We start from the raw sequence: 11,256 nt of genomic DNA, 5'->3' as shown, positions 1-11,256 counted from the left end.
GTGTGACGCGAAGCCACCAGCGAGGCCCACTCCGTGCCCGGGGTGGGCCTTCGCCACATCCGCCGGACGGAGTCCGGCACAGCGCTGCGAAGCCCGTTCCGCACGGTCTGACTCACCCCGACACGCCGAAGGCCCCACCCCACGGCGGGGTGGGCCTTCGGCGTGTCGGGTTCCGGGGGAGGCGAGGGTCAGACGACCTGGTGGAGCCAGCGGACCGGGGCGCCTTCGCCGGCGTAGCGGAAGGGTTCCAGTTCGTCGTCCCAGGGCTTGCCCAGGAGCTTGGCGATCTCCGACTCCAGCTCCGTCTCGCCGCGCACCGAGCGGGCCAGCGCGGCCCGCAGGCGGTCCTCCGGGATGAGGATGTCGCCGTGCATGCCGGTGACGGCGTGGAAGATGCCCAGATCGGGCGTGGCGCTGTAGCGCTCACCCTCGGCGGTCGGGCAGGGTTCCGCGGTGACTTCGAAGCGGAGCATCTGCCATCCGCGCAGCGCGGACGCGAGCTTGGAGGCGGTGCCGGTCTGGCCCTGCCAGGAGAACTCGGCTCTCCAGGTGCCGGGGGACGCCGGCTGGCGGATCCAGTCGAGCTGGACCCTCGCACCGAGGACACCCGCCACCGCCCATTCGACGTGCGGGCACAGCGCGCGCGGTGCGGAGTGAACGTACAGGACTCCACGTGTCGTCACCGGGACCTCCAGTGTGGGACGAGGTTCGCCTTTCCCAGCGGCCTCAGTAAACAGCATCGGGAGTGAAACTCCGTAAACCCCCGAAAAGGGGACAGCATGTGACGTGATGTAATTTACCGGAGCCGATTGGCAAAGGTGCCTCTGGTTCGACGGGGGAAAAGCTACCGTGCCGCACCGCCCTTGGGGTGACGTACGGTCGGTCCGGGGTGGGGTGGACACCAAGCTTTCACCCGCCAGGACGCCGAACGGACGCCGAGGAGGGGCCGAGAGATGCGCGGCAGAGGCCGTTTCCGTACCAACGTCGCCGCCGGTGCCGCCCTGCTGCTGTGCGCGGGCGCCCTGACGGGGTGTGAGACGGCCGGACCGGCCGCGACGGCGCCGAAGCCGACCCCGCGGCCCACACCCGTCTGGGACCGCACGCCCGCCTCCGTCGCCGCCGTCGGCGACTCCATCACCCGCGCGTTCGACGCCTGCTCGGTCCTGGCGGACTGCCCCGAGGTGTCCTGGGCGACCGGCACGGACACCACCGTCAACAGCCTGGCCCTGCGGCTCCTCGGCGCCGAGGGCGTCGCGGACCGCAGCTGGAACCTGGCGCGGACCGGCGCGCGGATGGCGGAGCTGCCCGGCCAGATGACGCGGGCGGCCGCGCGGAAGCCGGAGCTGGTGACGGTGATGATGGGTGCCAACGACGCCTGCCGTGACCGGGTCGAGCTGATGACGCCGGTCGAGGAGTTCCGCGCGGACTTCGAGGCGTCGCTGACCGCGCTGCGCAGGACCGCGCCCAAGGCACAGGTGTACGTGACGAGCGTGCCGGACCTGAAGCGGCTCTGGTCGCAGGGCAAGGACAGCCCGATGGGCCGCCAGGTGTGGAAGCTGGGGATCTGCGCCTCGATGCTGGCCGACGCCGAGGACCTGAGCGCCTCGGCCGAACGGCGCAGGTCACTCGTGCGGGACCGGGTGGTGGCGTACAACACGGTCCTGGAGGAGGTCTGCGCGAAGGACCGGCGCTGCCGGTACGACGGCGGCGCCGTGTTCGGCTTCCGCTTCGACGGCCGGCAGCTCAGCCCGTGGGACTGGTTCCACCCCAGCAGGAACGGACAGGCGCGGCTCGCGGAGATCGCCCACCGGCAGGTGACGGCGCCGGAGCCGCCCGCGTAGGGTTCCGGATCATGAGGATCACGGGTGAACCCTTCGGTTCGGTCGACGGTACGGACGTCTCGCGCTGGACGCTCCAGCACGGCGCGGTGCGGGTACGGGTGCTGACGTACGGCGGCGTCGTGCAGTCGGTCGAGACCCCCGACCGGGACGGTGTCCCGGACGACGTGGTCCTCGGCTTCCCCGGTCTGGAGGGATATCTGAAGCACCCGGAGCCGTACTTCGGCGCTCTGGTGGGCCGTTACGCGAACCGGATCGCGGGCGGGGCGTTCACCCTGGACGGCACGGCGTACCGCCTCGCCCGCAACGGCGGTCCGCACTCGCTGCACGGCGGGGAGCGGGGTTTCGACAAGCGGGTGTGGGACGCGCAGGAGGTCGAGGGCGGGGTACGACTCTCCCGGGTGAGCCCGGACGGCGAGGAGGGCTTCCCGGGGCGCCTGGAGGTCTCGGCGACGTACACGCTCGACGACGAGGGGGCGCTGCGGATCGCCTACCGGGCGGAGACCGACGCGCCGACGGTGGTGGCACTGACCAACCACACGTACTGGGACCTGGGCGGCGGGGCGCACGAGTTGCGGATCGCCGCCGGGCGGTACACACCGACCGACGCGACGGGCGTGCCGACCGGGGAGTTCGCCGAGGTCGCGGGGACGGAGCTGGACTTCCGTGCCGGCAGGCCGCTCGGGATCCCGCTGGACCACAACTTCGTGCTGGACGGTGGCGGCCCTGCAACGGCCGCTGAGCTGTACGCGCCGGCGACCGGCCGGACGGTGACGGTGGAGACCACCGAGCCGGGGCTGCAGGTCTACGCCGACAGGAACATCGGCGGGGTCGCCCTGGAGACCCAGCACTTCCCGGACTCGCCGAACCGGCCGGAGTTCCCGTCGACGGTGCTGCGGCCGGGCGATGTGTACGCCTCGGCCACCGTCTTCCGCTTCGGAACGCGCTGACGGAGGCCGGGGACGACCGGGTCGAGCCCCGGGGCGGTTGTCAGGTTCCGCCCCGGGGCCGGTCATGGGGAGGTCAGACCTCCAGTTCCAGCGCGGCCGTGAGGCGCGTGTCGCCGAGCGAGTGCGCGGCCCTGACCTCGTAGGCGCCGGGGACGAAGGTCCAGTCGTTCTTCTCCTCGTCCCAGATCTCGAAGGCCCGGCGCGGCAGCGGGATCTCGACGTCGACGGACTCGCCGGCGCCCGCCTCGACGGAGGCGAAGCCCGCCAGCCAGCGCTCCGGGCGCTCCACGCCGTCCGCGGTCGGCGCCAGGTAGATCTGGACGACCTCGCGGCCGGAGCGGGTGCCGGTGTTGGTGACGCGGACCTTCGCCGCCGTCGGGGTGGCTTCGAGGGAGTCGTACCCCCAGGTGGTGTAGCCGAGGCCGTGGCCGAAGGGGTAGGCGGGGGTGACACCGGCCTTGTCCCAGGCGCGGTAGCCGATGAACACGCCCTCGGTGTAGACGAGTTCACCGCCCTTCGGGGTGACGTCGGCGACGGGGACGTCGGCGAGGGCGACGGGCCAGGTGGTGGGGAGACGGCCGCCGGGCTCGGCGGCGCCGGTGAGCACGTCGGCGAGGGCGGCGCCGCCCTCCTGGCCGGGGAACCAGCCGAGGAGCACCGCGGCGACGTCCTCGCGCCAGGGCATCTCGACCGGGGAGCCTGCGTTGACGACGACCACGGTGTTCGGGTTGGCGGCGGCCACGGCCCGTACGAGGTCGTCCTGGCGGCCCGGCAGGGCGAGGTCCTTGCGGTCGAAGCCCTCGGACTCGACGCGCTCGGTGGTGGCGACGACCACGACGGCGGCGTCGGCGGCGCGGGCGGCCTCGACGGCTTCGGCGATCAGTTCGTCGGGGTCACGGCGCGGCCCCAGGTGGACGAACGAGAACATGACCGCCGGGAGCGGGGCCGCGAACTCCTTGTCGAGCGGGTGGAGCAGCGACACCTCGACGGTCTCGCCCGCGGTGAGGGCGACCGTGGCGCGTTCGACGGGGGCGCCGAAGAAGGCCTCGAAGGGGTCGGTCTCGGCGCCCATCGCCTGGACGCCGTCGAAGACGGTCTCGCCCGCGACGCGGAGCGTGAAGGCGCCGAGGCCGCGGGTGCCGAAGGAGTGCTCGCCGGACTCGCGCGGGGTGAACGTGCCGGTGACCTCGATGGAGTGCAGGTTCTCGTGGGTGACGCCGGCCGGGAGGTCGTCGCCGATCCACTGGACCTGGCCGTTGGGCAGGGTGCCCTCGCCCAGCACGGTGCCGTCGGCGCTGCGGCAGACCGCGCGGAGGGTGAAGCCCTGGTCGGCCGGGGTGAGTTCGTCGCTGGGGTCGGCACCGACGGAGAAGGTGAGCGCACCGTCGGGCAGTGCGGCGGTGAGTCCGGCGAGCGGGGAGACGGTGTGGTCGGGGAAGACCTGGGCGGAGCCGCCGCCGAGGATGCGGGCGTCGCGGGCGGCGGCGCCGGAGAGGGCGACGGTGCCGCTCGCGTCCAGCGGAAGGGCGGCGTTCTCGTTCCGTACGAGGACGAAGCCGCGGTGGGCGATCTCGCGGGCGAGCGCGTCGCCGTCGATGGTCTCCGGAACTTCGGTGACGACCGGCGGGGCGCCGTCGAGCGCGCCGACGCGGGCGGCGAGCCGCAGGACGTTCCGTACGGCCGCGTCGACGGCCGACTCCTCGACCTCCCCGGCGCGGACGGCGGCGGCGAGCGCTTCGCCGTAGACGGTCTGCGGGCCGGGCATGACGATGTCGAGGCCGCCCTCGATGTCGCCCTTGGTGGAGCGGGCGGCCATCCAGTCGGAGACGTTGGCGCCGTCGAAGCCCCACTCGCCGCGCAGGACCTCGTTGACGAGTTCGTGGTGCTCGCTCATGGTCACGCCGTTGACCTGGTTGTAGGCGGTCATGATGCCCCAGGGGTGGGCGTTCTTGACGATGGCCTCGAAGGGGGCGAGGTAGAGCTCGCGCAGCGGGCGCGGGGCGACCTTGTTGTCGACGGTGAAGCGGTCGGTCTCGGCGTCGTTGGCGACGAAGTGCTTGACCGTGGTACCGACGCCGCCGTCCTGGACGCCCTGGACGTAGCCGGTGCCGATGACGCCGGTGAGGTACGGGTCCTCGCTGTAGGCCTCGAAGTGGCGGCCGCCGAGCGGTGAACGGTGCAGGTTGACGGTGGGTGCGAGGACGACGTGGACGCCCTTGCGGCGGGCCTCCTGGGCGAGGAGCCGGCCCGCGCGGCGGGCGAGGGCGGGGTCCCATGCGGCGGCGAGCGCGGTCGGGGACGGCAGGGCGACCGAGGGATCGTCGGCGGTCCAGCGGACGCCGCGGACGCCGATCGGGCCGTCCGACATCACGACCGACCGCAGCCCGATCCCGGGCACGGCCGGCAGCGACCACATGTCCTGGCCGGCGAGGAGCCGTGCCTTGGTGTCCAGGTCGAGCTTGGCGAGCGCCGCCTCGACGGCCTGCTCCCGGACGGACTCCGCACTGATCTCCGACACGGCCGTACCTCCTTGTTGACGTCGTTGTGGCGCCCATGGTGGACCGGATGCCTGTAGAGCGGTAGGTTATGTTACCGCTTCGTGACCTTGAGATGTCGTACGGTCTCCCCCGGGACGGATCGTTCCGGCGGACGGCGGCAAGGAGGGGGCCACGGCGATGGTGCGGGCCAGGAGCGAGGAGCGGCGCTCGGACATCGTGCGCGCGGCTCTCGAGGTGATCGCCGAGCGCGGCTACCGGGGCGCGTCGCTCGGCGCCGTCGCCGAGCGCGTCGGGCTGACGCAGCAGGGGCTGCTGCACTACTTCCCCACGAAGGAGGCCCTGCTCGTGGCGGTCCTCGCAGAGCGCGACAAGTGGGACACCAGCGGGGCGGGCTCGCGCGAGGGCTGGCGGCTCGACCTGATCGACTCGCTCGTCGAGTACAACGCGATGCGGCCGGGGATCGTACAGACCTTCTCCGCCCTGCTCGGCGAGAGCGTGACCGACGACCATCCGGCCCGGACCTTCTTCACCGAGCGCTACACCCAGGTCCGCGCCGAGATGGCGAACGTGCTGCGCCTGGAGTTCGGCGAGCGGCTGCCGAGCGGGCTGACCCCGGAGCGGGCGGCGCCGATCCTGACGGCCGTGATGGACGGGCTGCAGTACCAGTGGCTGCTCGACCCGTCGGCTGTGGACATGCCGCAGGCGTTCCGGGACTTTCTCCGCCTCCTGCACGGAAGCGACAAGTGAGGGCACCGTAGCGGGAGTTGCGGGTGAGTGGGGATACTGCGCGGGCCGGTCGCCGACCTGTGCTCCCGGCCCGTGTTCCCGACCCGACGGAGGGCTCGCCCGTGCTGTCCCGGATACGCCATGCCTCGCTCGGTCTCGCCCTGATCACCGCGACGCTGGTTGCGGCCGCACCACCCGCCTCGGCCGACGACGTCACGGAGATCGCCTCCGGGACCGTCGAGGAGGCGCGGCTCGACCGGGCCGCACCGCAGGAGATCCTGCGGCGAGGCGGTTTCGCCTCCGCGGCACCGGAGTTCGCCCGCGCGCTCGCGGGCGCCACGTCGTACGGGGAGGCCGAGCGGGCGGTCGTACGGCACGGGGCGGGGCTCTGGCGGGACGCCGTGGACCGGGCGCAGGGGCGTCGCGTGCGCGGCGACCTGAGCCGCGACGACGACCGGCCGCTCTACTGGGCGCGGCTCGCCATGACCCGTGAACTGCGCTCCTGGGAACCGGGGTTCGGCCTCACCCCGGAGGGACGGGCCCGGCTGGTCGACCGGCTGGAGCGCACGTCGCGCGGTCAGGACGCGATCCGGTTCCCGCTCGGCACGGGCGTGAAGCGGATTGTGATGACCGGCTTCGATCCGTTCACGCTCGACCGGGACGCCCGGATCTCCAACCCCTCGGGAGCCACGGCGCTGGCCCTGGACGGCACATGGATCCGGACGGCCGACGGCGGCCTCGCCCGGGTCGAGACGGCCGTCTTCCCCGTCCGCTGGCAGGACTTCGCCGACGGCACGGTCGAGCGCACGCTGCGCGAGCAGTTGCCGCAGGTGGACCTCTTCACCACGGTCAGCCAGGGCCGTATCGGCCGCTTCGACGTCGAGCGGTTCAACGGGTCCTGGCGGGGCGGGTTCCCCGACAACGAGAACCTCTCGCACACCGGGACCGTCCCGGTGGCCGACCCGGCCACGCAGCCCCAGTGGACGGCGACGACCCTCCCCCACGCCGCGATCGTGGCGGCGGACACCGGGCGCTTCCCGGTCCGCGACAACACGGCCGTCACGGAGATCCCGGCGGGCGGGACCGGTCCCGTGGTCAGCCCGGAGGGGCCGACGGCGGGCTCGACGGCCCGGGCGGGCGGTGGCGGGGACTACCTCTCCAACGAGATCGCCTACCGAGCGACCCTGCTGCGCGACCGGCTCGGCCTGCGGGAGCTGCCGGGCGGCCACGTCCACACCCCGGTACTGCAGTTCGGGGCCGGCAACACGGACCCGGCCACGGGCGCGGTCACCGACCCCGAGTTCGTACGCAACCGGCTGGACATCATCGGCCAGGTGCGGGCGATCATCGCCGTGGCGGCGGCCTCCTGACCGGTACCCCGCCGGGGTTCCCGCGCCCGTCGGCGGAGGGGAGGATGAGGCCATGATCGTCGCAGCAGCGCAGTTCGCCCCGGTCGCCGGGGACATCGACGCCAACGTCCGTACGACGGCCGGTCTGGTCCGGCGGGCCGGCGCGGAGGGCGCGCGGGTCGTCGTCCTCCCCGAACTGGCCCTCACCGGCTACGAGCCGACCCTCATCCACCGGAACCCCGCCCTGCAGCTCACCGAGGACGACGGACGGCTCGATCCGGTACGGGAGGCCTGCCGGGCGGTGGGCGCGGCGGTAGTCGTCAACGGACCGGTGCGCACGTCCGGGGGCCGGCCGCCGGGCCTCACCTCGCTCGTCCTCGGCCCGGACGGCGGCCTTCTGACCCGCTACGACAAGACGCGTCTGTACGGCCTGGAGAACGAGGTCTTCACGGCGGGCACCGCCGACGGCCGCTTCACGCTCGACGGCACCCGGTTCGCGCTCGCCACCTGCTACGACAACCGGTTCCCCGAGTTCGCGGAGCGGGCTGCGGCCGACGGCTGCACGGTCTATCTGGCGAGCTCGGTGCTCACGGCCGGCAACGACGCGTTCGAGACGGTCTATCCGGCCCGGGCCAGGGACTTCGGGCTGTACGTCGCCATGGCCAACCTCTTCGGCGAGAGCGAGGAGGGCACGTGCGAGGGCCACAGCGGTGTCTGGGGCCCGGACGGCGAACTGATCGCCGACGCGGGCGCCGGCGTCGAGGGCTTCGCCCTCGCCGAGGTGGGCTGAGCGGCCGCGGGAGCCGGAGCGGGCGCGCGGGCACCGACCCGGGCGCGGGGGGGGCGGGCGCCCAGGGGCTTGGCCCGAGGAGCCGGGGCGGGTCAGCCGCCCGGGTGGTAGGGGTGCGGGGCGCCCGAGGGGACGGGGGCGTGCTTGGCGTCCTCGGCGGCTGCCGACTCGCCGTTCAGGTCGCGGGCCATCAGCGTGGCGCCCGCGACCGCGCCCGGCATCAGGAACACGGCGACGAACGGGACCAGGAAGGAGAGGGTCAGCGGGACGCCGAAGCCCAGGGCGAGCATCCGGCGGCCGCGGAGCATGCCGAGGCGCTCCTTCAGCTCGATGCCGCGGCGCTGGAGGGCCACGGCCGTCAGCTCCTGGGCGAGGAAGAAGCCGGAGACGCAGAAGCCCAGGACCGGGACGACCGTCTGTCCGACGACCGGGATGAAGCCGCAGGCGAAGAGCAGGATGCCGAACAGCACGACCCGCAGCAGGACGCGCAGGCTGTCGCGCGCCGAGATCCACAGCTCGCGCCAGAGCGGCAGGCCGGACTCGGGGACGTCGCCGCCCTCGGTGCGGTCGACCTGTTCGGAGAGCGACTCGTAGAACGGCTGGCCGACCAGCAGCGTCACGGCGGTGAACGTGATGACGGCGACGAAGAGCCCGAAGGCGAAGACGAGGCCGGTGAGGAAGCCGCGGAGGATCCCCTGCCAGGGAGAGGTCCAGTCGTCGGCGAACGGTGTCGCCCAGGCGGTCAGGTCGTCGGCGCCGTAACCGAGACCGACGATCGCGCCGACGTACAGCAGGAGGGTCACGAGCCCGGGCAGCAGCCCGAAGCCGAACCACCGGCCGTGCCGGGCCACCCACTTCTGTCCCTGTACCAGATAACCGAACCCGGACCCGAAATCGCGCATGTCGATCACCCTATCGGGCGTCCCGCGCGGGCCGGGACGCAGAAGACCGCACCCCGGTCGGTCGGGGTGCGGTCCTCTTCAGCCTACGCGCAAAATCAGACGGCCAGTTCGACCGTGATGTTTCCGCGGGTCGCCTTGGAGTACGGGCAGACCTGGTGGGCCTTCTCGATCAGGCTCTTCGCGGTCTCCACGTCCACGTTCGGGATGGTCGCCGAGATCTTGACGATGATGCCGAAGCCGTCGTCGTTCTTGCCGATGCCGACCTCGGCGGTGACCGTCGAGCCCGAGATGTCGGCGTTCTCGTTGCGGGCGACGACGCCCAGCGCGCCCTGGAAGCAGGCGCTGTACCCGGCGGCGAAGAGCTGCTCGGGGTTGGTGCCCGCACCGGAGCCGCCCATGGCCTTCGGCGGGTTCACGACGACATCGAGCTGACCGTCGTCGGTCGCCACACGGCCGTCCCGCCCGTTCTCGGCGGTCGCGACGGCGGTGTACAGGACGTCAGACTGCTGGATGGACATCTGGGTCTTCCTTCTGCTGGTTCGCCGCGACTCGCGCCCACGATCGCGACGGCTGAGGGAAGACTAACGGGTCGGCGAAACGATCATCTTTCCGGTGTTCTCGCCGCGGAGCAGTCCGAGGAAGGCGTCCACGCCGTTCTCGATGCCCTCGACGACGGTCTCGCCGTACTTCAGCTCGCCGGAGCGCAGCCAGCCGCCGACCTCCTGGACGAACTGCTGCTGCAGGCCGTAGTGGTCGCCGACGAGGACGCCCTGGAGGCGCAGCCGCTTGCCGATGATCATGGCCATGTTGCGCGGACCGGGCACCGGCTCCGTGTCGTTGTACTGCGCGATCATGCCGCAGATGGTGGCGCGGCCGTGCACGTTGAGCGAGGAGATCGCGGCTTCGAGGTGGTCACCGCCGACGTTGTCGAAGTAGACGTCGATGCCGTCCGGGGCGGCCTCGCGCAGCTGGTCCTTGACGGGCCCGTTCTTGTAGTTGAACGCGGCGTCGAAGCCGTACTCCTCGACGAGGAGCTTGACCTTCTCGTCGGAGCCGGCGGAGCCGATGACCCGCGAGGCGCCCTTGAGCTTCGCCATCTGGCCGACCTGGCTGCCGACGGCACCTGCCGCGCCGGAGACGAAGACCGCGTCGCCCTCCTTGAAGGAGGCGACCTCGAAGAGTCCGGCGTAGGCCGTCAGGCCCGTCATGCCGAGGACGCCGAGGTACGTGGAGAGGGGCGCGAGGTCGGGGTCGACCTTGGTGGCGTGCTGGGCGGGGACGTCGGCGTACTCACGCCAGCCGAGACCGTGCAGGACGTGGTCGCCGACGGCGAAGCCCTCGGCGTTCGACGCGATGACCTCGCCGACCGCGCCGCCGTCCATGGGGTGGTCCAGCTTGAACGGGGGGATGTACGACTTCACGTCGTTCATCCGGCCGCGCATGTACGGGTCGACGGAGAAGTGCAGGTTCTTGACCAGGATCCGGCCTTCGGCGGGCTCGGTGACGGGGGTCTCACGGAGCGCGAAGTCCGCGGGGGTGGGCCAGCCGTGCGGACGGGCGACGAGGTGCCACTCACGGTTGGACGCGGGAAGAACGGACATCAGCACTGCCTCCTGAAACGGAAAATTACTTCACTACCTGAAACAACCATGCTCCTGGATATTTCATGTTGTCAAGTATCTGGGTACGATGAACCCCATGGCCACCTCACGCACAGACCCCCTGACCCTCGAAGTCGTCGAGCTGATCGGCGCGGTCGTGGCGCGGTACCACCAGGAGTACGAGCAGGCGGCCTCGGAGCACTCGCTCACCGGCGCCCAGGCCCGTGTCCTCGGGCTTCTCTCCCTGGAGCCGGTACCGATGCGCAAGATCGCCCAGAAGCTCCAGTGCGAGCCGTCGAACGTCACCGGGATCGTCGACCGCCTCGAATCGCGCGGCCTGGTCGAGCGGCGCCCCGACCCGGCCGACCGTCGCGTCAAGCTGGCCGCGCCGACTCCGGAGGGGGTGGACACCGCCCGCCGGCTCGGGGAGTCGCTGGACTTCGCCCGCGAGCCGCTGGGGCAGCTCACGGACGTCGAGCGGACGCTGCTGCGGGATCTGCTGAGGCGGATGCTGGGCGAGGACGTCTAGGGGCGGCCACGGAGGCGGCCGGCTCCGGCAACCGCCCGCCCGCCCCGGGAGTCGTACGCCCATGGAGTCGTAC

The 11,256-nt window shown here is 72.2% G+C and carries 11 protein-coding genes; 6 read left to right on the top strand and 5 right to left on the bottom strand.

Going from position 1 to position 11,256, the window contains the following annotated elements; all coding sequences use genetic code 11:
• Positions 1-188 precede the first annotated feature (188 nt).
• Positions 189-683 carry a DUF3145 domain-containing protein gene (locus ACZ3IJ_RS23445; protein WP_391797472.1) on the bottom strand — a complete coding sequence of 165 codons (495 nt, stop codon included), beginning with the start codon at positions 681-683 and terminating at the stop codon, positions 189-191.
• Between the two features lie 270 nt (positions 684-953).
• On the opposite strand from ACZ3IJ_RS23445, the gene ACZ3IJ_RS23440 reads away from it, so the two are divergent.
• Both ACZ3IJ_RS23440 and ACZ3IJ_RS23435 read left to right on the top strand, forming a co-directional pair.
• Entirely contained in the window at positions 954-1,841 is an 888-nt protein-coding gene (locus tag ACZ3IJ_RS23440; protein ID WP_467471111.1) for an SGNH/GDSL hydrolase family protein, read from the top strand.
• 11 nt (positions 1,842-1,852) lie between these two features.
• Positions 1,853-2,788 (top strand): aldose epimerase family protein, encoded by a 936-nt coding sequence (locus ACZ3IJ_RS23435; protein ID WP_467471109.1) that lies wholly within the window; start codon positions 1,853-1,855, stop codon positions 2,786-2,788.
• Positions 2,789-2,861: 73 nt separating this feature from the next.
• Here the strand turns inward: ACZ3IJ_RS23435 and ACZ3IJ_RS23430 are convergent, their stop codons facing one another.
• Positions 2,862-5,306: a glycoside hydrolase family 3 protein gene (locus ACZ3IJ_RS23430; RefSeq protein WP_467471107.1), complete on the bottom strand. Its 2,445-nt coding sequence runs from the start codon at positions 5,304-5,306 to the stop codon at positions 2,862-2,864.
• A gap of 157 nt (positions 5,307-5,463) precedes the next feature.
• Here ACZ3IJ_RS23430 and ACZ3IJ_RS23425 point away from each other — a divergent pair, with 157 nt between their 5' ends.
• The 3 genes from ACZ3IJ_RS23425 to ACZ3IJ_RS23415 all read left to right on the top strand — a co-directional run bounded on the left by ACZ3IJ_RS23425 (position 5,464) and on the right by ACZ3IJ_RS23415 (position 8,151).
• The gene (locus ACZ3IJ_RS23425) at positions 5,464-6,033 is read left to right on the top strand and encodes a TetR/AcrR family transcriptional regulator (protein WP_467471106.1); all 570 of its coding nucleotides are present in this window, start codon (positions 5,464-5,466) and stop codon (positions 6,031-6,033) included.
• Between the two features lie 104 nt (positions 6,034-6,137).
• A complete protein-coding gene (locus ACZ3IJ_RS23420) occupies positions 6,138-7,382 on the top strand; it encodes a pyroglutamyl-peptidase I (protein ID WP_467471398.1) in 1,245 nt (414 codons plus the stop codon).
• A 52-nt stretch (positions 7,383-7,434) separates the two neighbouring features.
• Positions 7,435-8,151 carry a carbon-nitrogen hydrolase family protein gene (locus ACZ3IJ_RS23415; RefSeq protein WP_467471104.1) on the top strand — a complete coding sequence of 239 codons (717 nt, stop codon included), beginning with the start codon at positions 7,435-7,437 and terminating at the stop codon, positions 8,149-8,151.
• 92 nt (positions 8,152-8,243) lie between these two features.
• Here ACZ3IJ_RS23415 and ACZ3IJ_RS23410 read toward each other — a convergent pair whose 3' ends face one another.
• The 3 genes from ACZ3IJ_RS23410 to ACZ3IJ_RS23400 all read right to left on the bottom strand — a co-directional run bounded on the left by ACZ3IJ_RS23410 (position 8,244) and on the right by ACZ3IJ_RS23400 (position 10,654).
• The gene (locus tag ACZ3IJ_RS23410) at positions 8,244-9,053 is read right to left on the bottom strand and encodes an EI24 domain-containing protein (protein WP_467471102.1); all 810 of its coding nucleotides are present in this window, start codon (positions 9,051-9,053) and stop codon (positions 8,244-8,246) included.
• Positions 9,054-9,148: 95 nt separating this feature from the next.
• Entirely contained in the window at positions 9,149-9,571 is a 423-nt protein-coding gene (locus ACZ3IJ_RS23405) for an organic hydroperoxide resistance protein (RefSeq protein WP_352189301.1), read from the bottom strand.
• Positions 9,572-9,634: 63 nt separating this feature from the next.
• The gene (locus tag ACZ3IJ_RS23400) at positions 9,635-10,654 is read right to left on the bottom strand and encodes an NADP-dependent oxidoreductase (protein ID WP_467471100.1); all 1,020 of its coding nucleotides are present in this window, start codon (positions 10,652-10,654) and stop codon (positions 9,635-9,637) included.
• A gap of 97 nt (positions 10,655-10,751) precedes the next feature.
• Between ACZ3IJ_RS23400 and ACZ3IJ_RS23395 the strand changes: the two genes are divergently transcribed.
• A complete protein-coding gene (locus ACZ3IJ_RS23395) occupies positions 10,752-11,183 on the top strand; it encodes a MarR family winged helix-turn-helix transcriptional regulator (RefSeq protein WP_391797464.1) in 432 nt (143 codons plus the stop codon).
• Positions 11,184-11,256: the final 73 nt, after the last annotated feature.

The sequence above is a fragment of the Streptomyces sp. NPDC013317 genome, from assembly GCF_055563155.1.
Note: the sequence above shows the minus strand (reverse complement) of the source record. Positions and strands in the feature narration are given on the sequence as shown.